The 26,991-nt window shown below is 43.6% G+C and carries 25 protein-coding genes; all 25 read left to right on the plus strand.

Annotated features, from left to right (window positions below; all coding sequences use genetic code 11):
* Positions 1 to 8 precede the first annotated feature (8 nt).
* The gene (def, locus tag ACUXV2_RS06815; RefSeq protein WP_446246278.1) at positions 9 to 494 is read left to right on the plus strand and encodes a peptide deformylase; all 486 of its coding nucleotides are present in this window, start codon (positions 9 to 11) and stop codon (positions 492 to 494) included.
* A complete protein-coding gene (gene fmt, locus ACUXV2_RS06820; protein WP_446246279.1) occupies positions 491 to 1,432 on the plus strand; it encodes a methionyl-tRNA formyltransferase in 942 nt (313 codons plus the stop codon). The genes def and fmt overlap by 4 nt, the downstream gene beginning before the upstream one ends.
* Position 1,433: 1 nt before the next feature.
* Positions 1,434 to 2,774 (plus strand): 16S rRNA (cytosine(967)-C(5))-methyltransferase RsmB, encoded by a 1,341-nt coding sequence (gene rsmB / locus ACUXV2_RS06825; protein WP_446246280.1) that lies wholly within the window; start codon positions 1,434 to 1,436, stop codon positions 2,772 to 2,774.
* Positions 2,775 to 3,032: 258 nt separating this feature from the next.
* Positions 3,033 to 3,782: a Stp1/IreP family PP2C-type Ser/Thr phosphatase gene (locus ACUXV2_RS06830; protein ID WP_446246281.1), complete on the plus strand. Its 750-nt coding sequence runs from the start codon at positions 3,033 to 3,035 to the stop codon at positions 3,780 to 3,782.
* 6 nt (positions 3,783 to 3,788) lie between these two features.
* The gene (pknB, locus tag ACUXV2_RS06835) at positions 3,789 to 5,789 is read left to right on the plus strand and encodes a Stk1 family PASTA domain-containing Ser/Thr kinase (protein ID WP_446246282.1); all 2,001 of its coding nucleotides are present in this window, start codon (positions 3,789 to 3,791) and stop codon (positions 5,787 to 5,789) included.
* A gap of 131 nt (positions 5,790 to 5,920) precedes the next feature.
* Complete coding sequence (gene rsgA, locus ACUXV2_RS06840) at positions 5,921 to 6,802, plus strand: ribosome small subunit-dependent GTPase A (protein ID WP_446246283.1); 882 nt, start codon at positions 5,921 to 5,923, stop codon at positions 6,800 to 6,802.
* 3 nt (positions 6,803 to 6,805) lie between these two features.
* The gene (gene rpe / locus ACUXV2_RS06845; RefSeq protein WP_446246284.1) at positions 6,806 to 7,459 is read left to right on the plus strand and encodes a ribulose-phosphate 3-epimerase; all 654 of its coding nucleotides are present in this window, start codon (positions 6,806 to 6,808) and stop codon (positions 7,457 to 7,459) included.
* A gap of 65 nt (positions 7,460 to 7,524) precedes the next feature.
* Positions 7,525 to 8,181, plus strand: a complete 657-nt coding sequence (locus tag ACUXV2_RS06850) for a thiamine diphosphokinase (protein ID WP_446246285.1) — start codon at positions 7,525 to 7,527, stop codon at positions 8,179 to 8,181.
* 101 nt (positions 8,182 to 8,282) lie between these two features.
* Positions 8,283 to 8,363, plus strand: a complete 81-nt coding sequence (gene spoVM / locus ACUXV2_RS06855) for a stage V sporulation protein SpoVM (RefSeq protein ID WP_032088878.1) — start codon at positions 8,283 to 8,285, stop codon at positions 8,361 to 8,363.
* A gap of 828 nt (positions 8,364 to 9,191) precedes the next feature.
* Positions 9,192 to 9,380, plus strand: a complete 189-nt coding sequence (gene rpmB / locus ACUXV2_RS06860) for a 50S ribosomal protein L28 (RefSeq protein ID WP_032088875.1) — start codon at positions 9,192 to 9,194, stop codon at positions 9,378 to 9,380.
* A 194-nt stretch (positions 9,381 to 9,574) separates the two neighbouring features.
* On the plus strand, positions 9,575 to 9,937 hold the full coding sequence (locus tag ACUXV2_RS06865) for an Asp23/Gls24 family envelope stress response protein (RefSeq protein WP_034755738.1): 363 nt from the start codon (positions 9,575 to 9,577) through the stop codon (positions 9,935 to 9,937).
* Positions 9,938 to 9,952: 15 nt separating this feature from the next.
* Positions 9,953 to 11,617, plus strand: coding sequence for a DAK2 domain-containing protein (locus ACUXV2_RS06870; RefSeq protein ID WP_446246286.1), 1,665 nt, complete (start codon positions 9,953 to 9,955; stop codon positions 11,615 to 11,617).
* A 93-nt stretch (positions 11,618 to 11,710) separates the two neighbouring features.
* Positions 11,711 to 12,373, plus strand: coding sequence for an L-serine ammonia-lyase, iron-sulfur-dependent subunit beta (gene sdaAB / locus ACUXV2_RS06875; protein ID WP_446246287.1), 663 nt, complete (start codon positions 11,711 to 11,713; stop codon positions 12,371 to 12,373).
* Positions 12,374 to 12,424: 51 nt separating this feature from the next.
* Positions 12,425 to 13,318 (plus strand): L-serine ammonia-lyase, iron-sulfur-dependent, subunit alpha, encoded by an 894-nt coding sequence (gene sdaAA / locus ACUXV2_RS06880; RefSeq protein WP_446246288.1) that lies wholly within the window; start codon positions 12,425 to 12,427, stop codon positions 13,316 to 13,318.
* Positions 13,311 to 15,356: an ATP-dependent DNA helicase RecG gene (gene recG / locus ACUXV2_RS06885; protein WP_446247011.1), complete on the plus strand. Its 2,046-nt coding sequence runs from the start codon at positions 13,311 to 13,313 to the stop codon at positions 15,354 to 15,356. Before sdaAA ends, recG begins: the two co-directional genes overlap by 8 nt.
* Positions 15,357 to 15,448: 92 nt before the next feature.
* A complete protein-coding gene (fapR, locus tag ACUXV2_RS06890) occupies positions 15,449 to 16,030 on the plus strand; it encodes a transcription factor FapR (RefSeq protein ID WP_446246289.1) in 582 nt (193 codons plus the stop codon).
* Entirely contained in the window at positions 16,031 to 17,026 is a 996-nt protein-coding gene (gene plsX, locus ACUXV2_RS06895) for a phosphate acyltransferase PlsX (protein WP_446246290.1), read from the plus strand.
* Complete coding sequence (gene fabD, locus ACUXV2_RS06900; protein WP_446246291.1) at positions 17,019 to 17,963, plus strand: ACP S-malonyltransferase; 945 nt, start codon at positions 17,019 to 17,021, stop codon at positions 17,961 to 17,963. Before plsX ends, fabD begins: the two co-directional genes overlap by 8 nt.
* On the plus strand, positions 17,964 to 18,707 hold the full coding sequence (fabG, locus tag ACUXV2_RS06905) for a 3-oxoacyl-[acyl-carrier-protein] reductase (RefSeq protein WP_446246292.1): 744 nt from the start codon (positions 17,964 to 17,966) through the stop codon (positions 18,705 to 18,707).
* Positions 18,708 to 18,812: 105 nt separating this feature from the next.
* Positions 18,813 to 19,046 (plus strand): acyl carrier protein, encoded by a 234-nt coding sequence (gene acpP / locus ACUXV2_RS06910; RefSeq protein WP_032088865.1) that lies wholly within the window; start codon positions 18,813 to 18,815, stop codon positions 19,044 to 19,046.
* A 462-nt stretch (positions 19,047 to 19,508) separates the two neighbouring features.
* Complete coding sequence (rnc, locus tag ACUXV2_RS06915) at positions 19,509 to 20,255, plus strand: ribonuclease III (RefSeq protein ID WP_446246293.1); 747 nt, start codon at positions 19,509 to 19,511, stop codon at positions 20,253 to 20,255.
* A gap of 11 nt (positions 20,256 to 20,266) precedes the next feature.
* The gene (smc, locus tag ACUXV2_RS06920; RefSeq protein WP_446246294.1) at positions 20,267 to 23,836 is read left to right on the plus strand and encodes a chromosome segregation protein SMC; all 3,570 of its coding nucleotides are present in this window, start codon (positions 20,267 to 20,269) and stop codon (positions 23,834 to 23,836) included.
* Between the two features lie 14 nt (positions 23,837 to 23,850).
* Positions 23,851 to 24,840 carry a signal recognition particle-docking protein FtsY gene (gene ftsY / locus ACUXV2_RS06925; protein ID WP_446246295.1) on the plus strand — a complete coding sequence of 330 codons (990 nt, stop codon included), beginning with the start codon at positions 23,851 to 23,853 and terminating at the stop codon, positions 24,838 to 24,840.
* Positions 24,841 to 25,297: 457 nt separating this feature from the next.
* Positions 25,298 to 25,630, plus strand: coding sequence for a putative DNA-binding protein (locus ACUXV2_RS06930; protein WP_446246296.1), 333 nt, complete (start codon positions 25,298 to 25,300; stop codon positions 25,628 to 25,630).
* A gap of 12 nt (positions 25,631 to 25,642) precedes the next feature.
* A complete protein-coding gene (gene ffh, locus ACUXV2_RS06935; protein WP_446246297.1) occupies positions 25,643 to 26,986 on the plus strand; it encodes a signal recognition particle protein in 1,344 nt (447 codons plus the stop codon).
* The last annotated feature ends 5 nt before the right edge of the window (positions 26,987 to 26,991 follow it).

Raw genomic sequence — 26,991 nt, forward strand, 5'->3', positions numbered from 1 at the left:
GGATATATATGGCGATACTTCCAATTGTAATGCATCCAAATCCGATCTTGGAAAAAGATTGTGAAAAGGTAACTGCATTTGATAAGAAACTGAAAAAGCTTTTGAACAATATGTATGACACGATGATTGAAGCAGACGGAGTGGGCTTGGCAGCACCTCAAGTAGGAGTAGACCTGCAAGTTGCCATCGTCGATATTGGGGATGACAGCGGTACGATTGAACTGATCAATCCTGAAATCATAGAGAGTGATGGAACCCAGACAGACCTTGAGGGCTGCCTTAGTTTTCCCGGTTTGTATGGGGAAATATCGAGACCATCCTCTATTAAAGTGCGTACGTTTAACAGAAAAGGGAAAATCATAGAATTTCAAGCCAAGGATTTTTTGGCGCGTGCAATACAGCATGAAATAGATCATTTACATGGCATTCTTTTTACATCGAAAATAGAAAAATACATTAGTGAAGAAGAATTAGAAGGGTATGAAGTTGAATGACAAAGATCGTTTTTATGGGAACACCGGATTTTTCAGTACCGGTATTACAGTCTTTATTAAATGCTGAATACGAAGTGATTGCGGTGGTTACACAGCCGGACAGGCCTGTAGGGAGAAAGCGTGTAATGACTCCGCCTCCTGTTAAAGCGGAGGCCATGAAGCACGGAATCCCGGTGTATCAGCCGGAGAAAATCAGAAACCAAGAGGACTTGGATGAAATACTGGCACTGAACCCGGACCTTATCGTCACTGCTGCGTTTGGGCAAATCCTCCCGAATGAATTACTGGAAGCACCAAAACACGGCTGCATTAATGTTCATGCATCCTTGCTTCCCGAACTTAGAGGGGGAGCCCCGATTCACTACTCCATTATTCAAGGAAAGAAGAAAACAGGGGTAACCATCATGTATATGGTAGAAAAATTGGATGCAGGGGATATGATCAGCCAGGTTGAAGTGGAAATCGAAGACAAAGATCATGTTGGCACACTGCATGACAAATTGAGTGCTGCGGGCTCTAAACTGTTGATAGACACATTGCCTGACTTATTATCCGGAAAACTTACACCAAAAAAACAAGATGACTCCAAAGCGACTTTCGCCAGAAATATCAAGAGAGAACAAGAAAAGATCGATTGGACGAAATCGGGCGAGGAAATCTATAACCATATCAGGGGGATGCACCCTTGGCCTGTTGCATACACCACGTTGGATGGGACAGTGATGAAGGTTTGGTGGGGAGAAAAAGTGAACGGTACTTCTTCAACCCCAGGGGAAATCATTGCGTTGCATAAGGACGGGTTTGTCGTATCCACTGGAAACGAAACAGCAATTAAGATAACAGACATGCAGCCTTCTGGAAAGAAAAGAATGAGTGCAGTGGATTACCTCCGGGGAGCAGGCGCACATTTAGAAGAAGGAATGAAGTTAGGAGATTAATATGAGTAAATATAAGAAAAGCGTGAGGGAAGCTGCACTGGACGTCATTGAAGCAGTCGAAAAAAACCAATCTTATAGCAATCTATTGTTGAATTCGGTGATTGAAAAGAATGAGCTTCCCTCCAAGGACATAGGCCTCTTGACCGAGCTCACCTATGGGACCATACAGAGGAAACTGACACTGGACTATTTTCTTGCTCCATTCATCAAGGGAAAGCTGGAGGGCTGGGTACGGCACTTGTTAAGATTATCTCTTTATCAAATTGTCTATCTTGACCGGATTCCAGACAGGGCCGTATTACATGAAGCGGTGGAAATAGCTAAAAAAAGAGGGCATAAAGGAATCTCAGGCCTGGTGAATGGTGTACTTCGTTCCATTCAGAGAAAAGGGGTCCCTGACCTTGCCGAAATAAAAGATCCCATCGAAAGAGTTTCCATTGAAACCAGTCATCCTTTCTGGCTCGTAAAGCGCTGGGAAGAGCAGTTCGGGCTGGAGAAAACCCGCGAGATGTGTGAGATGAACCTGGTGGCTCCGAAACAAACGGCCCGTGTGAATACGACTAAGCTGACAAGGGAGGAACTGATACATAACTTAAGCGGTATTGGTGTAGAAGTGACACCTAGTCCTGTTACAGGAGAAGCTATTCAAACCCTGCGGGGGAACCTGGTGAAGACGGACGCTTACCGGAACGGTGAATTAACCATTCAGGATGAGAGCTCCATGCTGGTTGCACATGCCCTTGAATTGGAAAAGAACATGAAAGTCTTGGATGCATGTGCGGCCCCTGGCGGTAAAACGACTCATATTGCTGAACTGCTTGGAGGAACGGGAGAGGTACATGCATTGGATTTGCACAAGCACAAAGTCAAGCTGATTGATGAAAATGCTTCCCGCTTGGGCCTTTCAAATATTTTCACCTCCACTCTGGACAGCAGGAAAGCCGGTGAGAAGTTCGAAAATGAAAGCTTCGATCGTATACTCGTCGACGCTCCGTGTTCGGGATTGGGTGTTCTCAGGAGAAAACCGGATATCAAATACGCGAAAAAAGAAGCTGATCTTCATTCTCTTCAAAAAATACAGCTCGACATATTGTCAGCAGTAGCACCACTGCTTAAAAAAGACGGAATTTTAGTATACAGTACCTGCACAGTAGATAAGAATGAAAATGAAGGGACAGTGCGTTCATTCCTAAGTTACCACCCTGAATTTAATGAATATCATTTGAAAAACCTTCCCGAAGCGGTCCATCCGTTTATCGAAGGAAATGAACTGCAAGTGTTTCCACAGGATTTTGGCGGAGACGGATTTTTCATTTCCTGCTTCATCAAAAAGGGTTCATGATCCGTTTCCATATGGAAAATATCGTAATTTGAATGATTTTGTACTTTGCAAGCAGGAAAATGCTCGATTTAAGTCGTAGATGTAACAAGAAGAACAGCATAACTCTTATATGAAGATAGTTATATTGTTTTGTTCCATCCATGCTTGTGACGCTGCTGTTTCACTCTGGATATTTTGAACCATACAGGAGGAAACAGGGCCGTCTAGGATGATGGGGTTCTACATAGGGGTGCGGAAAGAAGAGAAGAGGTGACCTGAGTGAAAACTGTTTTTTATACGGATAAAGGGAAAGTGCGTCAACATAACGAAGACAGTGTCGATGTATTCAAAAACTCACATGGAGACTATCTCGCTGTTGTAGCTGATGGTATGGGCGGACATCGTGCAGGCGATGTAGCGAGCCAATTGGCGATTTCCACTTTGAAGGGCATGTGGGAAAATACGGATAAGTTTAAGACTGCAGACCAGGCTGAAAATTGGTTAAAAACGACTATTAACGAAGTGAACCAAGAAGTTTATAGTTATTCTCAATCCCATACAGAATGTGAGGGTATGGGAACAACCCTGGTCGGTGCGATATGCACCTCCCTGTTTGCGACCATTGTAAATATAGGGGACAGCAGGGGTTATATATTAAATGAAAATGGGTTTCACCAGCTGACAGAGGACCATACATTGGTGAACGAACTTGTCAGGAGCGGTGAGATTACCAAAGAAGATGCAGAGCATCATCCAAGGAAAAACGTGATCTTAAGAGCGATTGGGACAGAAGCGACGATTTCCATGGACATCAAGACGATCATGTTCGAAGATGATGATGTTTTGCTTTTATGCTCGGATGGTTTATCAAATAAAGTTTCAGAACAAGAAATGAAAGAGATCTTATCAAATGATGACTCTCTCGGGAACAAAGGCGAGAAGCTCGTTCATTTGGCTAACGATTACGGCGGGGAAGACAATATCACCGTCCTGATTGTTGAGTATGCCGCTGAAACGGAAAGCGGGTGATAGTACATGATGAATGGAAAGCGCATCAGTGACCGATACAGGATTATTAAACTGATCGGCGGCGGAGGGATGGCCAACGTATATCTTGCTCACGATATGATTCTGGATCGTGAAGTGGCCATTAAGATGCTCCGTATGGATTTTGCTAATGAAGAAGAATTTATTAAACGATTTCAAAGGGAGGCACAATCTGCCACAAGCCTTGTTCACCCGAACATTGTCAGCATATATGATGTCGGGGAGGAAGATGATCTCTATTATATCGTCATGGAATATGTACAAGGCATGACCTTGAAACAATACATACAGCAGCATTCACCTGTTGGCATCGATACGGCACTGGACATCATGAAACAGCTGACCATGGCTATTTCACATGCCCATCAGAATCATATCGTCCATCGGGATATCAAGCCCCATAACATATTGATAGATGACGAAGGCACGGTAAAAATCACCGATTTCGGAATCGCGATGGCACTTAGTGCCACCTCCATCACACAGACAAACTCTGTACTGGGCTCTGTACACTATTTGTCTCCTGAACAGGCGAGAGGAGGAATGGCGACCAAGAAATCGGATATTTATTCACTTGGAATCGTCATGTTCGAATTATTGACAGGTCGACTTCCATTTTCCGGTGAATCAGCCGTTTCAATCGCTTTAAAGCACTTGCAGTCTGAAACACCATCATTGAGGAGATGGAACCCGGACATACCGCAGAGTGTGGAGAATATCGTCCTGAAAGCCACTGCCAAGGATCCTTTCAGAAGGTATGACAGCCTCGAAGAAATGGATGAAGATCTGACCACGGCACTCGATCCAGACCGGGTGGATGAGCCTAAGTTTTCTGTTCCGATGGATGATGAGGCGACAAAAGCCATTCCCGTCATAACGGATGACAAGGGTTCATCGAATCTTGATGACACCATCATTCATACCCAGTCAAGCCCTGAGACGAAGCCGGCGAAACCGGTCAAGGCTGCCCAAGATGCCAAGCCTGCAAAAGGGAAAAAGGATAAAACCAAAAAGAAAAGCAAGAGAAAATGGCCGGTGCTGATCATCAGCTTGTTCTTTTTACTGATCCTGTTGGGGGTTGCTGCGGTAACATTTGTTCCAAAATTACTTGGACCAAAGGAAATAGAGGTTCCAAGGGTTGAAGGGAAGGAACCTACTGAGGCTGTTTCCATCATTGTTTCTGCAGGGTTCGTGGTTGGAGAGACTAAAAATGTATCCAGTGATGAGGTTGAAGAAGGACTGGTGATCAGAACAAACCCTAAGGAAGGCCGTATGGCAAATGAAGGCTCTTCAATTGATATTTACGTCAGCACAGGCAAAGAAAAGGTTGAGGTACAGGATGTAAAAGGGAAGAGCTATGAAGATGTAGTATCTGACCTTGAAGATCAGGGCTTTACCGTAAAGAAAGAAGAAGAACCATCAAACGAGGTAGAAGAGGGTACGATCATCGATCAGGATCCTTCACCAGGAAATGAAGTCGTTGCGGGTGAAACGACTATCACCCTTACAGTAAGTTCCGGACCATCATCATTTGAGTTGCTTGACCTGACAGACATGAGTCAAAAGGTGCTTGATGATTATGCGAATTCCCGCGGTATTTCCATTGTAACTTCAGAAGAAAAATACTCAGATTCTATACCTGAAGGACATGTGATTTCACAAAGCACAAAACCTGGTACTCCTACATATCCAGGAGATGAAGTGTATGTTGTGATGTCCAAGGGACCAGAACCCGCAAAAGACAAAGACGTTCCTTTAGAGCTTGAAGTTCCATATAAGAAAACTGATGGAAGTCCTCAATCGGTCGAAATCTTCATTGAAGATAAAGACAGTACCTATGAAGATAGTGAAATAGTTGATGGCATTACAGAAGACAAAAAATATAATCTGACACTACTACTCGAAGAAGGCAAACAAGGGAAATATAAGATTATGATCGACGGACAAGTGTATAAAGAAGGAACAGTTGAGTATCCTAAAGACGAATAATAAATGAGCGGGACTGTACCCCGGGTTTAGTAACCTAAGGGGACAGTCCTCTTATTTTCCTTTATAATGAAATTGTGATATAAAATGAAGTATACATACGTGAATGTTTATAGATTAAAAGGAGGTCCCGAATGGCAGAAGGGAAAATTATCAAAGCATTAAGTGGGTTTTACTATGTCCTTTCCGACGGGAAAATCACTCAATGCCGGGGCAGAGGGGTATTCCGTAAGAATAAAGTGACCCCACTTGTAGGCGACTATGTGGAATTCCAGGCGGAAAATGAAACAGACGGCTATATTCTAAAGGTATTCGACCGGAAGAATGAACTGGTGCGGCCCCCGATTGCAAATGTGGATCAGGCCATTTTAGTTTTTTCAGCTCGGGAACCTGATTTCAGTACCGGGCTATTGGACCGTTTCCTTGTTTTGGTTGAAAGCAAAGACATAGACCCGCTCATTTGCATAACCAAAATGGACTTACTGGAACCCGATGAAGTAAAAGAAATCGAAGAGTATGTGGAGCATTACCGCTCTTTTGGCTATGAAGTGGTCGTCACATCATCGAAGACCGAACAGGGCATTGAAGAATTATCTCCATACATGAAAGATAAAACGTCGGTATTTGCAGGCCAATCCGGAGTGGGCAAATCCACCTTATTAAATGTGATAAACCCCGAACTGGACCTGAAAACCGCCATGATTTCTACTCATTTGGGCAGAGGGAAGCATACCACCCGCCATGTTGAGCTGATTCATATCGATAATGGATTAGTGGCGGATACGCCGGGGTTCAGTTCATTGGAGTTTACAGATATCGAAGTTGAAGAACTGCCTCAATGTTTCCCGGAGATGGTGGAAGCGTCCGAGCAATGTAAATTCAGGGGCTGCCTCCACATCAACGAACCGAAATGCGCGGTGAAGAATGCTGTTGACACAGGTGACATTCCAAGTTACCGATATGATCACTATCTGACATTCCACCAAGAAATAAAAGACAGAAAGCCGAGGTATTAAGAAATGAAGATAGCACCATCCATTCTATCTGCAAATTTTGCAGAATTGGGAAAAGAGATCAAGGATGTCGAAAATGGGGGAGCGGATTATATCCATATTGATGTGATGGACGGACACTTTGTCCCGAATATCACGATGGGACCGATGGTGGTGAAAGCGGTTCGTCCCCTTACAGAATTGCCATTGGATGTTCATCTTATGATCGAGAACCCCGATCAATATATCGAGGAATTTGCTGATGCGGGAGCTGATTACATCACGGTGCATGTCGAGGCAGCACCTCACCTGCATAGGACCATTCAGCTGATAAAGAGTAAAGGTGTGAAAGCAGGAGTCGTATTGAATCCTGCTACACCTGCCGATTGGATAAAACCAATTCTGACAGATATTGATATGGTCCTATTGATGACGGTTAATCCGGGATTTGGCGGACAATCATTCATTTCATCGGTCGTACCTAAAATCAAGCAGATCAGAAGCTGGGCAGAAGAAGTCAATCCGGGGCTTGAAATCGAAGTGGACGGGGGAATCAACCCTGAAACGGCAGCGATCTGTGCCGATGCTGGAGCAGATGTGTTTGTCGCTGGGTCGGCTATCTATAACAAAGAAGACCGGGGAGCAGCGATAGAAGAATTGAGAAAGTCGCTTTCTAAATAATTTACACGGACTGATCCAGGTAAAAGTTATGGATCAGTCTCTTTTATATAAGAGAGGTGAACAGATTGAAATACTGTATTGTTGCCGGTGGACCCGAAGGATATTTGCCGGATTTGCGGTCTTTCCATTCAGATGACGTAAAATGGATAGGAGTTGACAGGGGAGTATTTACCCTCCTGCAAAACGAACTGGAACCAGTAGGGGCATTCGGTGATTTTGATTCAGTAAATGAAGAAGAATGGTCACTGATTAAGGAGAGAGTAAATACAGTTAACACGTATCAGCCCGAAAAAGATGAAACGGATTTAGAACTTGCCCTGAACTGGGTTCTCACGCAAAACCCTGACTCCATCAAGATATTCGGGGCTACGGGCGGACGCATGGATCACTTTATGGGGAATGTGCAATTATTGATGCAGCCGGCCCTCCTGGAATCAGGAATAAAATGTGAACTGATCGATGTCCAAAATCGTCTCTGGGTCGCAAAAACAGGAGAGCATGTGGTTGTTGATAGCCCTTCGCATAAGTATATTTCGTTTGTCCCTATGACAGGATCTGTGGAGAATCTGACCCTATCCGGTTTCAAATACCCGCTAAAAAACCGGAATATTTTCCGCGGTTCCACACTATGTATTAGTAATGAACTTATACAATCATCTGGTACTTTTTCTTTTACAAAAGGCATATTAATGGTGATAAGAAGCAGCGACAGAGCTTCTTGACCCAATGAAGAAAGAAGACGTACTTAAATGCACCTGCTTGAATAGACTGAAATGATGTCAAGCGAAACATTACGTTCTTTAGATTGCGGGGAGGGACTGAAATGCGATTTTATACAATTAAATTACCAAAGTTCTTGGGTGGGCTTGTTCGAGCGATGTTAGGAACATTTAAAAAGGAATAATGATGGCATTGAAGGCAGCAGGGGGCTGTCTTCTTTTTTTATGGTTGGAGGTTAGGTGATGTGTGGGGTGTATCCTTTTATGTTATGTAGGATTTCTTACTGATAAGAGGATGATTGCTTTGAAGGTTTTGGCCGCCACCTAGGTATGTGATTAGTGGATAGAATGAGAGCTCTTTTGCTGGGGGCTTTTTGTTCGTTTACGGATTCTAGAAGATGTGGTTTTATGGATTTATTTTCCAAGTGACGGAATTAATTTGAAAATCGAAAGAATAATGGGCGGAACTCGAAGAATGTTGGTTGAACTTGAAAGATTAAGGGTTAAAACTAAAAGATTATTGACCAAAACTCGAAGATTCAGGCGTATTGGCCGAAATACACTTCGTACAAACCGTTGATCTTATGCTTGTCGTCTACCGCCTCCGCTTTTCTACATGTCCAGCTCCAGGGCTTAGAGGCACATGTCATAAGCCAAATCGGCCAAGAAGGCAAAGAACGCCTTCCCGTCCGATTCGTCTTATGCCACCCGCCTCTGAGCAAAGCCCTTCCGCATTTCAACCTGTCCAGCTCCAGTGGTCTGCTCCCGTTTGAAAATTAACCTTCGTCTTTTGAGGCAAAAAGCGCCTCTAAAGACGAAGAACATTTTTCAAAGGGAGCAAAACGCCCACTTCCGCATTTCAACCTGTAAAGTATTTTTTCTTGAAACCTTTTAATTGAACTGTTGCATTATGATGGCTTGTGTGATAAATTATTAAAGTATCTTTATGAAAAAAGCGAAATGTAGAACTGAAATGTAACTTCAGCTTCTTGTTAGTGAGGAGGGAATAGATTATGGCAAAGAAATGCGTAGTAACAGGCCGTAAAGCTAGCGCTGGTAACGCTCGCTCTCACGCTATGAATGCGAACAAGCGTACTTGGGGTGCTAACCTGCAAAAAGTTCGTATTCTTGTGGACGGTAAACCTAAAAAAGTTTGGGTTTCTGCAAGAGCGTTGAAATCAGGTAAAGTTGAGCGTGTATAATACTTAAAAATGAGGAGACGTCTTTCTAGAAGGGCGTCTTTTTTCTATTTATAAGTCTAAAGCGAAATAATTTGGAAAAAATGATAAATATTGATGCAGAAATAGTGGTTAGAATATACTTTAGCTTTCAATAAGCGCATAGTTATAGTAAAATGTTTTTAGCCAAGCATGTATTTAAAGGGGGAGAACATTCCATGTCCATCGAATTAAAAACGCAGTACGGACAAATTGATATTACGAATGATGTCATTGCAATGATTGCTGGAGGTGCAGCGGTGGATTGCTACGGAATTGTTGGAATGGCTTCAAAAAATCAAATTAAAGACGGTTTCACAGATATCTTACGTAAAGAAAACTTCACTCGCGGAGTGATTGTTCGTCAAGATGAAGAGGAAGTACATATTGATATGTATATTATTGTGAGCTATGGTACAAAAATTTCTGAGATTGCTCATAACGTACAATCCAAGGTTAAATATACCCTTGATAAGACCGTCGGCTTGGCGGTAGATTCAGTAAATATTTTTGTGCAGGGGGTTCGAGTTACGAACCCGTAGTGAGGAGGAAGATTTGTGTCGATTACATCTTTGGAAGGAAAACGTTTTGCCGAAATGGTGATTCAAGGCGCTGCTAAGCTGTCTGCTAATGCCCAGCTGGTTGATGCGCTGAACGTCTTTCCTGTTCCTGATGGTGATACTGGAACAAACATGAATTTATCAATGACTTCAGGTGCTAAGGAAGTTAAACAAAATACCCAAGATCATATTGGGAATGTTGCTTCTGCACTTTCAAAAGGGTTATTGATGGGGGCGAGAGGTAACTCAGGTGTTATCCTTTCCCAGTTGTTTAGAGGATTTGGAAAAGCAATTGAAGGAAAAAGCTCCTTAACAAGCAAAGAATTTGCGGATGCCTTGCAGTCTGGAGTGGAAACGGCTTATAAGGCTGTAATGAAACCGGTCGAAGGAACGATCTTGACGGTGGCAAAAGATGCTGCCAAAAAAGGTGTGAGCTCTGCACAAAAAGAGAGTGATTTCGTAAAGGTGATGCAGGATATCGTAGATGAAGCAAAGGCTTCTTTGGACCGGACACCCGATCTGCTTCCGGTACTAAAGGAAGTTGGTGTGGTTGATAGCGGCGGACAGGGTCTGTTATTCGTCTATGAAGGGTTCCTTGCTGAATTGAAAGGCGAAAAAGTTTCAGACCAAGCTTCATTGCCATCCATGAATGATCTTGTCAGTGCTGAACATCATAAGGCGGCACAGGACTTCATGAGCACCGAAGACATTGAATTTGGCTATTGTACTGAATTTATGGTCAAATTTGAAGAAGATAAGCAGGCATTTAACGAAGAGGACTTCCGCAATGATCTAAGTGAATTTGGAGACTCATTGCTAGTGATCAGTGACGATGAACTGGCAAAAGTACATATTCACTCAGAACAGCCGGGAAATGTTTTATCTTATGGACATAAGTACGGAAGTCTCATTAATATAAAGATTGAAAATATGAGACAACAGCATAGCAGTATCGTAGGTGAATCCCCTGTTGTCAAGGCAGAGGCCCCTCCTGTTAAAAAGGAAGTGGACTTCGCCATCGTGACGGTTGCCATGGGTGAGGGCATCTCAGACCTCTTCAAGAGTATCGGAGCCACTGCGGTTATCGAAGGCGGTCAGACGATGAATCCAAGCACCGAAGATATCGTGAAGGCAGTAGAAGAAGTGAATGCCAAAAAAGTCATCATCATGCCTAATAATAAAAATATTATCATGGCAGCGGAACAGGCAGCGGAAGTATTGGGAGCAGAAGTTGCTGTAGTCCCTACAAAGACTGTACCGCAGGGGATGGCTGCATTACTCGCTTTCAACCCTACCGCTTCTGTCGAAGATAACAAGAAAATGATGAGTGAAGCCTCACAGCATGTTAAGACAGGTCAGATCACCTACGCTGTAAGGGACACGAACATCGATGGCATTACGATTTCTAAGGATGATTTCATGGGGATCGCTGAAGGGAAAATCGTGATTGCAGAGAAGGATCTCGGGCAGACAGCAAAAAGTCTATTGGACGAAATGCTTGATGAAGAATCCGAAATTCTTACCATCCTTTATGGTGAAGGTGTAACCGAAGAGGATGTAAATTCAATACAGGAATATGTAGAAGGTAATTATGAAGATGTAGAAGTGGAAGTTCATAATGGTAAACAGCCACTTTACTCCTATATATTCTCAATCGAATAAGGAAAAAAGGGGACGGCACTATACTAGCGCTTGTCCCCTTATATTATGTTAAAATGAAAGTAGTTTGCTTGTTTAGACAGGGGGAAATCTGCGATGAAATACAAAAGTGTATTTGATATTATCGGTCCCGTGATGATTGGGCCATCAAGCTCCCATACTGCAGGGGCAGCTCGAATCGGTAGGATTGCGAGGAACCTTTTCCGCCGGGAACCAAAATGGGTGAAGATTTCGTTTTATGGATCTTTCGCTAAAACGTATAAGGGCCATGGGACGGACGTAGCAATTGTTGGAGGAGTCCTTGATTACGACACGTATGATGAACGAATCATTCATTCAATCGATCAAGCAAGGAAAAAAGGGATCAAAGTGAAATTCCAGGAAGAAGATGCCATTACAGATCATCCGAATACTGCACGGATCCAAATGGGTGACGACCAAGGCGAGTTGGAGCTTGTCGGTATATCCATTGGCGGGGGGAAAGTTGAAATCATTGAATTGAATGGATTTGAACTTAAACTGTCAGGTCATCATCCTGCCATCTTGGTCGTCCACGATGACCGATTCGGTGCGATTGCTTCTGTTTCAAATATATTAGCCAAGCATCAGTTGAACATTGGTCATATGGATGTTTCAAGAAAAGAAAAAGGCAAAATGGCGCTGATGACGATCGAAGTGGATCAACCGATTGATGAAGCAGTAATTGAAGAAATCACAGCACTTCCAAATATTACACAGGTAACAAGGATTTCAGATTAAACCACTATTTTTATGAGAACGTTTACATCAGCATTGTAAGGGGGTTTCTACATGTTTAGAAATGTTGCCGAATTAATTGAACTGGCTGAAAGCCAAAATAAAAAGATATCCGATATCATGATTGAGCAGGAGATCGAGTTTACAGGTAAATCGTATGAAGAGATTTATGCTCAGATGGAAAAGAATCTGGAAGTGATGGAACAGGCAGTGGCTCGCGGGCTGGAAGGTGTAAAATCCCATTCCGGCTTGACGGGCGGAGACGCTGTTCTCCTGCAGAAATATATTGAAAAAGGTAAGTCATTATCAGGAGACACCATCTTGGATGCTGTCAGTAAAGCTGTAGCTACAAATGAAGTGAATGCAGCAATGGGGACGATTTGCGCAACGCCGACAGCGGGTTCCGCCGGGGTCGTTCCGGGGACTTTATTTGCGGTGAAAAATAAATTGAATCCTTCTAAAGATGAAATGATCAGATTCTTGTTTACGTCTGGTGCATTTGGCTTTGTGGTTGCAAATAATGCTTCTATTTCAGGTGCTGCCGGCGGTTGTCAGGCTGAAGTGGGATCGGCTAGCGGAATGGCGGCAGCTGCTATTGTTGAAATGGCTGGCGGAAGCCCAAGTCAATCAGCTGAAGCGATGGCCATTACTTTGAAGAATATGCTCGGATTGGTATGCGACCCTGTCGCAGGATTAGTTGAAGTCCCATGTGTCAAACGGAATGCAATGGGTGCTGCCAATGCAATGGTTGCAGCCGATATGGCCCTTGCGGGGATCACGAGCCGCATTCCTTGTGATGAAGTGATTGATGCTATGTATAAAATCGGTCAAACAATGCCCGTTGCCTTAAGGGAAACTGCACAAGGCGGATTAGCCGCAACACCTACGGGCAGGGAATTAGAAGCAAAAATTTTCGGGGTTTCACTGAATAAACGTGAAGATTCATAATGAAGAACTGACAGTCCAGAACATAAAGGGGATTGGTGAGGAAACTGCACTGCAGCTGAACCAGATGGGGATATACAGCGTTCTGGACTTGTTGGAATATCTTCCTTACAGATATGAGGATTACAGACTGAGAGATTTAGAGGAAGTCGGACATGACGAGAGAGTCACTGTCGAGGGGAAGGTCCATTCCGAACCTTCACTGATGTATTATGGAAGAAAGAAATCCCGTCTGACTGTGAGGGTACTGGTCGGAAGGTATTTAATTCAAGCCGTTTTTTTCAATCAGCCGTATTTGAAAAAGAAAATCAATCTGCACGACACAGTCACAGTGACTGGTAAGTGGGATAAGAACAGGCAGGTGATCACCGTCCAGCATTTCCAGGGCGGTCCTCACAACAAAGAGGGTGATTTCGAGCCGGTATATTCTTTGAAGGGAAATGTGAAAAATAACACCCTCAGAAAATTCATAACAAAAGCTTTTGCAGATTATCCGAATGTCATCTCGGAAAATCTGCCTGCAGTCCTTTTGGATAAGTACAAATTGATGAGCCGTGGGGAAGCACTATACCAGTTGCACTTCCCGGCTTCGCCATCTGATATGAAACAGGCGCGGAGAAGGTTTGTTTACGAAGAATTTTTATTGTTTCAACTGAAAATGCAGGCTCTCCGGAAATTCGAGAGGGAACACTCATCAGGGATTCAGCAGCATTATGATGTCGAAAGAATAAAAGCATTCACAGATTCTCTGCCTTTCCCGTTAACCGGGGCACAAAAAAGAGTAGTGAATGAAATTTCTGCGGATCTGAAGTCCCCCTACCGGATGAACCGTCTGCTGCAAGGGGATGTAGGTTCAGGAAAGACCGTCGTCGCAGCGATCGCCTTGTTTTCATCTGTAACAGCTGGTTATCAGGGGGCTCTTATGGTTCCTACTGAAATCTTGGCGGAACAACATGCAGATTCAATGAGTGAACTGTTATCCCCCGCTGGATTATCCGTTGCACTTCTCACCAGTTCTGTAAAAGGAAAGAGGCGGAAACTTCTTTTAGAGAAGTTAAAAGCAGGCGATATCGATATTTTGATCGGCACTCATGCCCTGATCCAGGAAGATGTCGAGTTCAAATCGCTGGGCTTGGTGGTAACAGATGAACAGCACCGTTTTGGCGTGAACCAAAGAAGGGTATTGAGAGAAAAAGGGAAAAGCCCGGATGTTTTATTCATGACGGCCACTCCGATTCCGAGGACTCTTGCCATCACGGTTTTCGGCGAAATGGATGTAAGTATCATTGATGAGATGCCGGCAGGAAGAAAGGCGATTGAAACCTATTGGGCAAAAGCAGATATGCTTCCACGTGTTCTGACGTTTATGGATAAGGAGCTCGATCAGGGAAGGCAGGCATATGTCATTTGCCCGTTAATCGAGGAATCTGATAAATTGGATGTCCAAAATGCGATTGATGTCTACAATCAGCTTCTCGTTTATTTTGAAGGACGTTATAAAGTGGGACTCATGCATGGCAGGCTCCATCCTGATGAAAAAGATGATGTGATGAGACAGTTCAGTTCAAATGACCTCCAAGTTCTGGTTTCAACTACAGTCGTAGAAGTTGGGGTCAATGTTCCAAATGCCACATTTATGCTCATTTATGATGCTGAAAGGTTCGGTTTATCCCAGCTGCATCAATTACGGGGACGTGTCGGCCGCGGCGAGGACCAGTCTTATTGCATTTTATTGGCAGAACCAAAGACCGAGGTAGGGAAAGAGCGGATGAAAATCATGACCGAAACCAACGACGGCTTTGTTTTAAGTGAGAAAGACCTGGAACTGCGCGGACCGGGTGACTTCTTTGGTAAAAAACAAAGCGGGCTTCCTGAATTCAAGGTAGCCGATATGGTCCATGATTATCGTGCGTTGGAGGTTGCAAGGGATGATGCCGCAGGACTGATAAACTCCGAAGGCTTCTGGAAAGACGCGGAATGGGAAGGACTGCGTTCATACTTATCCGAAACAGGCGTAATGGAAGGTGAAAAGCTGGACTAGAAAGGCAGGTTGTGAGATTATTTCTTGCAATCTGCTTTTTTAGATTATATACTACTATTAGTACCTAGTACTAATAGTGGACGGTGTTGAAAATGAGACTTTCAAAAAAAGAAAGACAAGCGAACCTATTAGAAACGATAAAAGAAAATCCTTTTATTACGGACGAAGAATTGGCAGAGCGCTTTCGCGTGAGCGTCCAAACAATACGACTGGACCGGATGGAGCTCTCGATTCCTGAGCTTCGTGAGCGCATTAAAAATGTAGCGGAAAAATCATTTGAAGATGAAGTTAAATCGCTTCCCATTGAAGAGGTCATCGGGGAAATTATTGATATAGAATTGGATGAAAGTGCGATTTCTATTTTTGATGTCAAAGCTGAGCATGTTTTTATGAGAAATAGAATCGCAAGGGGACATCATCTGTTCGCGCAGGCAAATTCACTTGCTGTTGCTGTAATAAATGATGAACTGGCTTTAACAGCCAAGTCCACGATCCGCTTCACTCGTCCTGTGAAAGAAGGCGAGAGAGTTGTGGCGAAGGCAAAGGTCATACATATGAATGAGGTAAAAGATCGAACAATGGTGGAGGTACATAGTTTTGTCGGGGGAGAGCTCGTGTTCAGAGGGGACTTCGAGATGTACCGCTCCAAAAAAACAGAAAAGGATGAAGCATAGATGAAGTTAGCCGTTGATGCAATGGGCGGAGATCATGCTCCTAAAGATATAGTCCTTGGTGTAAAGAAAGCACTGGAAGAATTTCATGATATAGAAGTACTTTTATATGGGGATGAAAACAGAATCAAAGAATGGCTGCCTTCTCATGAACGATTGACCATCATCCACACAGATGAAGTGATTGAAGCTACGGATGAGCCTGTTCGCGCAGTCAAGCGAAAGAAGAATTCCTCCATGGTAATGATGGCACAAGCTGTGAAAAATGGTGAGGCCCATGCCTGCATCTCTGCAGGGAATACAGGGGCGCTGATGACAGCGGGCTTATTCATCGTGGGAAGAATAGATGGGATTGAACGTCCTGCTCTTGCTCCCACCCTTCCTACCCTTGACGGAAGCGGCTTCTTGATGCTGGATCTAGGTGCAAATGTGGATGCTAAACCGGAACACTTGGTACAATATGCAATCATGGGCAGTATTTACGCCGAAAAAGTAAGAGGGATCAAACAGCCCCGTGTCGGTTTGTTAAATATCGGAACAGAAGACAAAAAGGGAAATGAGCTGACAAAGAAAACGTTCAGCCTTATGAAAGACTCTCCAGTGAATTTTGTGGGGAATGTCGAGTCACGTGATTTATTGAATGGTGTGGCGGATGTCGTGGTCACTGACGGTTTTACGGGCAATATGGTATTGAAAACAATTGAAGGGACCGCACTGTCAATCTTTTCACTATTGAAAAAGACGCTCACTTCTTCTGTGAAGAATAAAATCGCTGCAGGCCTTGTTAAAAATGACTTAAAGGAATTGAAAGGCATGCTTGATTACACTGAATATGGTGGAGCGGGATTATTTGGATTGAAAGCGCCTGTCATCAAAGCTCATGGTTCATCCAATGACGTAGCTTTGTACAATGCGATGAGACAAGCGAGAGACATGGTGAAGAACGACGTTTCAAATACCATCAAGGAAGCTGTAAAAGGAGGAGACGCACATGAGTAAAATTGCATTTGTTTTTCCCGGTCAGGGTTCTCAAACAGTTGGAATGGGGAAGGAACTGGCAGATAAGTATAATGAAGTCGGGAACTATTTTAACATAGCTGACGAAAAACTTGGCACTGAATTATCCTCTATCATCTTTGAAGGACCCCAGGAAGAGTTGACTCAAACGACGAATGCTCAGCCTGCTTTATTAACGACAAGTATAGCGATCCTGGAGAGATTGAAAACAGAAGGGATTCAAGCAGATTACACTGCGGGTCATAGCTTGGGTGAGTATTCCGCGTTGGTTGCAGCCGGCTCACTGTCCTTTGAAGACGCTGTATATGCAGTGAGGAAAAGGGGAGAATTCATGGAAGAAGCCGTTCCAAGCGGCGAAGGGACGATGGCAGCTGTTCTTGGAATGGAAAGGGAATCGTTAAAAGAGGTCACGGATGGAGTAACGGAAGAAGGTCATCCGGTCGGGCTGGCGAACCTGAACTGTCCTGGACAAATCGTGATTTCTGGTACTGTAAAGGGAGTGGAGACCGCTTCAGAGCGTGCAAAAGAGGCTGGCGCAAAAAGAGTGATTCCCCTCCAGGTGAGCGGACCTTTCCATTCACAATTAATGAAGCCTGCAGCAGAGAAATTCGTTACGATTTTGGATTCAATTGAAATCAGGAATGCCGATGTCCCTGTCATCGCAAATGTGACGGCTTCACCTGTTACTGATGCAGAGGAAATCAAGCGTTTACTGATTGAACAGCTATATTCCCCTGTATTATGGGAAGATACCGTTGAAAAACTATTGGACCTTGGAGTAGATACATTTGTTGAAATAGGTTCGGGTAAAGTACTATCAGGTCTCATTAAAAAAGTGAATCGACGTGTGAAAACATTTGCAGTTCAGGATGAGGCTTCCTTGACTGAAGTGATCGAAAAGTTAAAGGAGGAAGCGTAAATGAATCTAGATGGAAAAGTGGCACTGGTAACAGGGGCATCCAGGGGGATTGGCAGAGAGATTGCCTTGGAACTTGCACGTGAAGGTGCTAAAGTAGTCGTGAATTATTCAGGCAGTGAAGCAAAAGCCAATGAAGTGGTTGATGAAATCAAAAGCATCGGCAGGGAAGCGGTCGCGATTCAATGCAATGTGGCAGACAGCGACTCCGTACAATCGATGGTAAAAGAAACAATCAGTCAGTTCGGAGCATTGGACGTACTTGTCAATAATGCAGGTATCACAAAAGACAACTTATTGATGCGCATGAAGGAAAACGAATGGGATGATGTCATCAATATTAACCTTAAAGGCGTGTTCCTTTGCACGAAAGCAGTAACCCGACAGATGATGAAACAAAGAAGCGGACGCATTATCAATATCTCATCCATCGTTGGTGTGAGCGGTAATCCAGGGCAGGCTAATTATGTAGCAGCCAAGTCAGGTGTCATCGGTTTAACGAAGACGGCTGCAAAGGAGCTGGCACCGCGCGGAATTACAGTAAATGCGATTGCACCAGGCTTCATTTCTACTGATATGACAGATCAGCTTCCGGAAGATGTGCGAAATGAAATGTTAAAGCAAATCCCTTTGAGTCGCTTCGGAGATCCAAAGGATATCGCAAAAGTAGTTAGTTTCATCGCCTCAGAATCATCTTCTTATATGACTGGGCAGACCCTTCATGTTGATGGCGGAATGGTGATGTAAAAAGGATCTGGAATGAGGCTGAACCTGAAAATTTCTAAAAATCATCCCATATGCTTTTCATTCCGGGGTAAAATACTCTATAATACTTGAGGGGAGGTGACAAAAATGGCAGAAGTTTTAGATCGTGTAACTAAAATCATTGTAGATCGTCTGGGTGTAGATGAATCTCAAGTAACTCTTGAAGCTTCTTTCAAAGAAGACTTAGGAGCTGACTCCCTTGATGTAGTTGAGCTTGTAATGGAACTTGAAGATGAATTCGACATGGAAATTTCTGACGATGATGCTGAGAAAATTGGCACAGTAGGTGATGCTGTGAACTACATAAAAGCAAACGCATAATCGTTCGTTTGAATGCACGCCCTTATTCCAAATAAGATCGCATGCACCTCAAACATTTCAAACTTGGCAGAATTCCTCTGCCAAGTTTTTTGTCTTTTATCTAGACTGTTTCTATAAGGTGTTTTTCAACTGATGTTTAAGGAACAATGTATGAAAACAGTCTCAAATTTTATATCCAGGTGAGAGGTTAAGGAAGTATAATAGTGTATCCAGCTGTTGATTGGAATGCAAGACGGAGACTCCTGCGGGAAAAGCGAGACAGGTGAGACCCCACAGGAGCGAAGCGACGAGGAGGCTCACCGGCCGCCCGCGGAAAGCGGAGTCTTGCATGGAAATCAACAGCGGCATTCAAGGAAGCAATTCCTGTTAGTTTGATCTAAATAAACTTTTGATTATTTGTTTTATTTATCATAAACTTGATTAGTGTATATTGAGAACCTATAGAGCAAGGTGGAGTGCTTTATGCGTAAGCATAGTAGAAACAAAGGAATAACAAAACAAAAGAATGACCTGAAATTCAAGAAATTTCAGGAGGAAATCGGAATAAAGTTTCAAGATGAAAAACTTCTTAAACAAGCTTTCACTCATTCATCCTATGTGAATGAGCATCGCAGAAAACCTTACGAAGACAACGAACGCCTTGAATTTCTGGGCGATGCAGTGCTGGAATTGACTGTTTCGCAATTTCTCTTCAAAAAATATCCAATGATGTCGGAAGGTGAATTGACCAAGCTGAGAGCGGCAATTGTATGCGAACCTTCTTTGGTCAAGTTCTCCACAGAGATGAAGTTTGGGGAACTGATCCTTTTAGGCAAGGGAGAAGAAATGACTGGCGGAAGGGAAAGACCGGCTCTTTTGGCGGATGTCTTTGAGGCATTCATCGGAGCAGTCTATCTTGACCAGGGACTTGATACCGTGATCAGCGTTCTTGAAAAAGTTGTCTATCCTAAAATAAATATCGGTGCTTTTTCTCATGTGATGGATTATAAAAGTCAATTGCAGGAGTTCGTTCAAAGAGGGAATGCAGGTACGATTGAATATGGAATCCTTGAAGAGAGCGGACCTGCACACAATCGTCAGTTTATTTCTCGTGTCTGTCTTAATGACGAGGAACTCGGTATAGGTAAAGGACGCTCAAAAAAGGAAGCGGAGCAGCAGGCTGCGCAAAGAGCGCTTGAAAAGCTAAAACAAAAGTTAGACGTTAAATAGGGGGAAAGAAGATGTTCCTCAAACAACTGGAAGTAATGGGGTTTAAATCTTTTGCAGAAAGAATATCGGTGGAATTCGTACCTGGTGTCACAGCTGTAGTGGGGCCGAATGGGAGCGGGAAAAGCAATATCATCGATGCGATAAGATGGGTATTGGGCGAGCAATCTGCCAAAAGCCTGCGCGGTTCGAAGATGGAGGATGTCATTTTTGCAGGAAGTGACTCAAGAAAAGCTCTTAATATCGCAGAAGTCACATTGGTCCTTGACAATGAAGATGGTGCTCTGCCGATCGATTATAGTGAAATAAGTGTAACGAGACGCGTGTTCCGTTCAGGGGACAGCGAGTATCTCTTGAATAAGCAGCCTTGCAGACTGAAGGATATTATTGAGTTATTTATGGATTCAGGGCTGGGGAAAGAAGCTTTTTCTATCATCAGTCAGGGGAAAGTGGAGGAAATATTAAACAGTAAGCCGGAAGAGAGAAGAACCATATTTGAAGAAGCTGCCGGCGTCTTGAAATACAAATCAAGAAAAAAGAAAGCAGAATCCAAGCTGTTTGAAACACAGGAAAACCTGAATAGAGTGAATGATATTCTTCATGAACTTGAAGGCCAGGTAGAGCCTCTCAAAATCCAGGCGTCGATGGCAAAGGATTATCTTGAGAAAAAAGAAGAACTCGAAAAGTTCGAAGTGGCTCTTACCGTCTATGATATTGAAGATCTACATAAACAGTGGGAAAGTTTGAGTATCGATTTTGAAAAGCATGGAAAAGAGGAACTCACTCTTTCCTCCCGTGTTCAAAAGAAGGAAGCAGTCCTTGCGCAAACACGCGACAAGATTTCCGCCCTGGATGAATCAATCACCGGTCTGCAGGAAGTATTGCTTTCTACAAGTGAAGAACTGGAGAAGCTGGAAGGAAGAAAGCAGGTACTGATCGAACGTAAGAAAAACTCATCCACAAATGAAACACAACTAAGACAGTCCATTGATGAGACTGAGGTACGGTTAGATCAATTATCGTCTGAAAAAAACAGACTTCAGGCAAGCTTCAAAGAGATCGAAGCAGAAGTGAGTGCCCTTAAACACGAACTGTCCTTGAAGCAAGGTCAGCTGAATCACTACAGTGAAAATATCGAAGAAATCATTGAATCCTATAAGAGTGATTATATTGAAAAGTTGAATCAGCAGGCCGCTGCCAAGAATGAAATTCAAAATCTGCAGCAGCAGCTTGAACAGCAGTCCAACAGGAGCGGGCGCTTAGAAGCTGAAAACGAAAAATATGTTCATCAGCGGGATGAACTGCAAAAAAAACATAAAGAACTTTCCAAGGACCTGCAGCTGCAAAAAGAAAAGATAGATGAGCATATTTACTTGTACAGAGAAGAGAAGAAAAACCTGGAATCGGTAAGGGCGAAGTATGAAAAACAAGAAAAAACCCTTTATCAGGCCTATCAATATTTACAGCAGGCAAAATCCCGAAAAGAAATGCTTGAAGAGATGGACGAGGATTACTCCGGTTTCTTCCAAGGTGTCAAAGAAGTGCTAAAGGCGCGGGATAGTGTCCTTACCGGGATTGAAGGAGCTGTAGCGGAGCTGATCCAGGTTCCAAAGCAATATGAAACAGCAATGGAAACGGCACTGGCTGCGTCCATGCAGCATATCGTTACTGCGACTGAAGAAGACGGCCGTAAAGCAATCGGTTATTTGAAAAAGAATCAATATGGACGTGCCACATTCCTGCCGATGAACATCATCAAAGGGAAGTCCATTTCAGAAAGTCAATTGAATATGCTAAAGGGTCATCCTTCCTTCATAGGAGTCGGATCTGAACTGATCAGTTATGATTCACGATATAAAATGATCATGTCGAATTTGCTTGGAACCGTCCTTATCACTAAAGATTTGAAGGGTGCAAATGAAATCGCCAAGCTTATCCAGTACCGGTACCGTCTTGTGACTCTTGACGGGGACGTTGTCAATCCAGGTGGTTCAATGAGTGGTGGTACGGTGAAGCAGAAGAAAAATTCATTGCTTTCCCGAAAAGGCGAGTTGGAAGAAATGAAAGAAAAGCTTTCGGCCATGGAAACACAGACGGAGCAGCTTCAGGTCCAGGTTAAATCCCTTAAAGAAGAGAGTGCCTTCAGAGAGAAGAAACTGGAGGAAATGAGAGTATCCGGGGAGCGCCATCGCCTGAAAGAACAGGAACTTTTATCTCAATTGCGTGAAAATGAATTGTCTCAGCAAAACATGGATGAAAGGCTTTCTTTGTACGACTTGGAAAAGAAAGATTATACATCCATCAAAGAAAAGCATGATTCACGTACAACTGAACTGAAGGAATCGCTGAATCATATCCAAGGCGAAATAAAAGAGCTGGATAGGAAAATTGAAGAGTTGACTCTTCAAAAGAATTCTGAGCGAACTTCCAAAGATGCCTTATCTGATGAAATAAGCGATATGAAAGCAAACTTGGCAGCCCGGAATGAACAGCTCGTAAACACGAGAAATCAATTGGATCGAGTAAAAGAAGATTTTTCAGAAACCGAAAAAAAGGTCATGACATTAAAAGAAGATCTTCAATGGCTGCAAACGGAGATGAAGGACAATTTCTCAGGAGAGAAACAGCTCATTGAAGAAGCAGAAAAATGTGCCGGCCAAAAGGCTGAAACGACGGAGCTTATTTCCATGCGTCGTGATGAGCGCTTAAAGCTGCAGCAATCGGTTGAAGACGAAGAACTAGAACTGAAAGAACTAAAGCGTCAGCATAAAGGCCTTGTAACCGCCTTGAAAGACGAAGAAGTAAAGATCAACCGTCTTGACGTCGAGCTTGAAAATCGTCTGGATCACCTTAGAGAAGAGTACATGCTCTCATTTGAAGCTGCGAAGAGTGATTATCCGCTTACGATTGAAGTGGAGGAAGCCAGAAGAAAAGTTAAGCTTGTCAAATTAGCGCTTGAAGAATTGGGAACGGTAAATATAGGAGCGATCGATGAGTACGAGCGTGTGAAAGAACGATATGAGTTCCTATTGGAGCAGAAGGATGACTTGACTGAAGCAAAAGACACTTTGTATCAAGTCATCAATGAAATGGATACGGAAATGATCAGACGGTTCGATCAGACATTTTCTGCGATTCAGGTTGAATTCGAAGGTGTCTTTAAAGCACTCTTCGGGGGCGGACGGGCTGAGCTGAAACTCACGGACCCGTCAGACCTGCTTCATACAGGTGTGGATATTGTGGCACAGCCTCCGGGAAAGAAGCTTCAGAACCTTGGTCTGATGTCGGGTGGAGAAAGAGCGTTGACAGCGATTGCCCTCCTGTTCTCGATTCTTAAAATACGTCCAGTGCCATTTTGTATCCTGGATGAGGTTGAAGCTGCTCTGGACGAAGCGAATGTACAGCGGTTCAGTCAATACTTAAAGAAATTCAGCGACGATACCCAATTCATCGTCATTACCCATCGTAAGGGGACGATGGAAGAAGCGCATGTATTGTACGGGGTAACGATGCAGGAATCAGGAGTATCCAAGCTTGTTTCTGTAAGGCTGCAAGAAACAAACGAATTACTTGAAACTAAATAGGCGAGGTGTTATAGATGAGCTTTTTTAAAAAACTTAAAGATAAATTCACGCAATCCAGTGACAATGTCACGGAAAAATTCAAGGATGGGTTGAGCAAAACGCGAAATAACTTCACTTCCAGAGTGAATGACCTGGTTGCTCGTTATCGCAAAGTGGATGAAGATTTCTTTGAAGAACTTGAAGAAATTTTAATCGGTGCAGACGTCGGTTTTGATACGGTGATGGAACTGATCGATGAATTGAAAATGGAAGTGAAACGACGCAACATCCAAGATACTGAGGAAATCCAGCCGGTTATATCTGAAAAGCTGGTTGAGATCTATCAGGGAGAAAATGATGATGACAGTTCATTGAATATCAAGAAAGATGAGCTCACTGTCATTCTATTTGTAGGAGTGAATGGAGTAGGGAAAACCACTACAATTGGAAAGATGGCTCATATGTTCAAGGAAGAAGGAAAGAATGTCGTCCTTGCAGCAGGTGACACCTTCCGTGCCGGTGCAATCGAACAATTGGAAGTCTGGGGGGAAAGAGTCGGGGTACCGGTCATCAAGCAGGCTGCCGGCAGTGACCCTGCAGCGGTCATGTTCGATGCTGTCCAATCAGCGAAAGCCAAGAAAGCGGACATCCTCATCTGTGATACAGCGGGCCGCCTCCAAAACAAGGTTAACCTGATGAAAGAATTGGAGAAGGTTAAGCGTGTCATTGAAAGAGAGATCCCGGGAGCACCTCATGAAGTATTACTTGTACTCGATGCAACAACAGGCCAGAATGCAATGATCCAGGCCAAGACTTTTAAAGAGGCGACAGATGTATCAGGAATCGTCCTTACAAAGCTTGACGGAACAGCCAAAGGCGGAATCGTACTGGCTATCCGCAACGAACTGAACGTACCCGTCAAATACGTCGGCCTCGGAGAGAAAATGGACGATCTGCAGCCATTTGATGCTGAGAAATATGTCTACGGATTATTCTCCAACCTGGTGGACAACGAAGAAGAATGATATACAGAGAAAAGCAGCATAGAATATTGCTGCTTTTTTTGTGGTTATTTAATCTGCCCTTTTTTGTAGTAACTCGTTCCAGCGGTTGATTGGAGTGCAAGACGAAGACTCCTGCGGGAAGAGTAGTTAATTAGAAAAGCGGAAAGGCTTTGCTCAGAGGCGGGTGGCATAAGACGAATCGGCCTGGAAGGCGTTCTTTGCCTTCTTGGTCGGTTTGGCTTATGACATATCCTCTAAGCCCTGCAGCTGGACAAGTGAGACCCCGCAGGAACGAAGTGTCGAGGAGGCTAACGGGCTACCCGCGGAAAGCGAAGTCTTGCACGGAAATCATTGGCGGTGTTTAGAAGACTAAGTTAATCTAAAACAATTCAAAAATATAGGACGAAACCTTGACAATCCCTCTTAAAATCTGTATTCTTCATATGTAAAGGTTTTTCACTTAACAAGGAGGGATAACATGTTAGAGAAAACAACGAGAATGAACTATCTCTACGACTTTTATCAATCTTTGTTAACTCCAAAGCAAAGAAGCTATATGTCCCTCTATTACCTGGATGATTTTTCGCTGGGTGAAATTGCAGAAGAGTACAATGTGTCAAGACAAGCAGTCTATGATAACATCAAACGTACAGAGGCAATGATCGAGGAATACGAAGAAAAGCTTTTATTATTTAAGAAATTTCAAGAACGTAACGAGATTCTTGCACAATTAAGAAATAGTATAGAAGATTCATCAATCGATTCTTCTGTCTGTCTGAAACTCATTGATGATCTTGAAATATTGGATTAGGAGGCGGCATGAATGGCATTTGAAGGTTTAGCCGACCGACTGCAAGGTACAATTCAGAAAATCCGCGGTAAAGGTAAGATTTCAGAAGCGGATGTTAAAGAAATGATGCGTGAAGTTCGTCTTGCTCTCCTTGAAGCGGACGTTAATTTTAAAGTGGTTAAGCAATTCGTCAAGAAAGTAAGCGAACGTGCTGTCGGTCAGGAAGTCATGAAGAGCCTGACACCTGGACAGCAGGTCATCAAGGTGGTCCAGGAAGAGCTTACTGAATTGATGGGCGGTGAGCAAAGTCAGATTGCTGTGGCCAAACGACCTCCGACCGTCATTATGATGGTTGGACTGCAAGGGGCCGGTAAAACGACGACCACTGGAAAACTTGCAAATCTGCTCCGGAAGAAACATAATCGTAAACCTTTGCTTGTAGCGGCAGATATTTATCGTCCCGCTGCAATCAAACAGCTGGAGACCGTCGGAAAGCAGCTAAGCTTGCCTGTCTTCTCTTTAGGGGATCAAGTGAGCCCGGTTGAAATTGCGAAGCAGGCGATCGAGAAAGCAAAAGAAGAACATCACGATTATGTGCTGATTGATACAGCAGGGCGGCTGCACATTGATGAAAACCTGATGGGAGAGTTAAAAGATATCAAGGAACTCTCGAATCCAGATGAGATTTTCCTCGTTGTGGATGCCATGACAGGTCAGGACGCTGTAAATGTTGCTCAAAGCTTCAATGAGGCGCTTGGCATCACTGGTGTTGTATTAACCAAGCTTGATGGTGATACACGAGGCGGGGCGGCTTTATCGATACGTTCTGTCACCGGCAAACCGATCAAGTTCGTCGGTATGGGTGAGAAGATGGATGCACTTGAACCTTTCCATCCGGAACGAATGGCTTCCAGGATCCTCGGGATGGGGGACGTACTGTCTCTTATCGAGAAGGCGCAGGCCAATGTCGATGAAGAAAAAGCCAAGGAACTGGAACAAAAAATGCGCACCATGTCTTTCACATTTGACGATTTCCTGGAGCAATTGGGACAGGTAAGGCAAATGGGTCCACTAGATGAATTATTGAAAATGATGCCGGGTGCGAACAAAATGAAAGGCCTGGATAAGCTTCAGGTCGATGAAAAACAGATCAGTCATGTCGAGGCGATCATTCAATCGATGACTAAAAATGAAAAGATTCATCCGGAAACAATCAATGCAAGCCGCCGTAAACGGATTGCGAAAGGAAGCGGAACGTCCATCCAGGAAGTAAACCGTCTTCTGAAGCAGTTTGAAGACATGAAAAAAATGATGAAGCAAATGAGCGGCATGCAGGGTAAAGGTAAGAAAAAAGGGATGAAATTCCCATTCATGTAGGTTAA

The organism is Rossellomorea sp. NS-SX7 (genome assembly GCF_052828565.1).

Bases quoted from the DNA above. Each gene is read 5' to 3' on its own strand.
- rpe (WP_446246284.1), top strand. From the start codon at position 6,806: ATGAAGATAGCACCATCCATTCTATCTGCAAATTTTGCAGAATTGGGA.
- sdaAA (WP_446246288.1), top strand. From the start codon at position 12,425: ATGTTTAGAAATGTTGCCGAATTAATTGAACTGGCTGAAAGCCAAAAT.
- plsX (WP_446246290.1), top strand. From the start codon at position 16,031: ATGAAGTTAGCCGTTGATGCAATGGGCGGAGATCATGCTCCTAAAGAT.
- fmt (WP_446246279.1), top strand. From the start codon at position 491: ATGACAAAGATCGTTTTTATGGGAACACCGGATTTTTCAGTACCGGTA.
- spoVM (WP_032088878.1), top strand. From the start codon at position 8,283: ATGCGATTTTATACAATTAAATTACCAAAGTTCTTGGGTGGGCTTGTT.
- rsmB (WP_446246280.1), top strand. From the start codon at position 1,434: ATGAGTAAATATAAGAAAAGCGTGAGGGAAGCTGCACTGGACGTCATT.
- pknB (WP_446246282.1), top strand. From the start codon at position 3,789: ATGATGAATGGAAAGCGCATCAGTGACCGATACAGGATTATTAAACTG.
- rsgA (WP_446246283.1), top strand. From the start codon at position 5,921: ATGGCAGAAGGGAAAATTATCAAAGCATTAAGTGGGTTTTACTATGTC.
- ACUXV2_RS06930 (WP_446246296.1), top strand. From the start codon at position 25,298: ATGTTAGAGAAAACAACGAGAATGAACTATCTCTACGACTTTTATCAA.
- ffh (WP_446246297.1), top strand. From the start codon at position 25,643: ATGGCATTTGAAGGTTTAGCCGACCGACTGCAAGGTACAATTCAGAAA.
- fapR (WP_446246289.1), top strand. From the start codon at position 15,449: ATGAGACTTTCAAAAAAAGAAAGACAAGCGAACCTATTAGAAACGATA.
- ftsY (WP_446246295.1), top strand. From the start codon at position 23,851: ATGAGCTTTTTTAAAAAACTTAAAGATAAATTCACGCAATCCAGTGAC.
- smc (WP_446246294.1), top strand. From the start codon at position 20,267: ATGTTCCTCAAACAACTGGAAGTAATGGGGTTTAAATCTTTTGCAGAA.
- rnc (WP_446246293.1), top strand. From the start codon at position 19,509: ATGCGTAAGCATAGTAGAAACAAAGGAATAACAAAACAAAAGAATGAC.
- sdaAB (WP_446246287.1), top strand. From the start codon at position 11,711: ATGAAATACAAAAGTGTATTTGATATTATCGGTCCCGTGATGATTGGG.
- rpmB (WP_032088875.1), top strand. From the start codon at position 9,192: ATGGCAAAGAAATGCGTAGTAACAGGCCGTAAAGCTAGCGCTGGTAAC.
- fabD (WP_446246291.1), top strand. From the start codon at position 17,019: ATGAGTAAAATTGCATTTGTTTTTCCCGGTCAGGGTTCTCAAACAGTT.
- acpP (WP_032088865.1), top strand. From the start codon at position 18,813: ATGGCAGAAGTTTTAGATCGTGTAACTAAAATCATTGTAGATCGTCTG.
- fabG (WP_446246292.1), top strand. From the start codon at position 17,964: ATGAATCTAGATGGAAAAGTGGCACTGGTAACAGGGGCATCCAGGGGG.
- ACUXV2_RS06865 (WP_034755738.1), top strand. From the start codon at position 9,575: ATGTCCATCGAATTAAAAACGCAGTACGGACAAATTGATATTACGAAT.
- def (WP_446246278.1), top strand. From the start codon at position 9: ATGGCGATACTTCCAATTGTAATGCATCCAAATCCGATCTTGGAAAAA.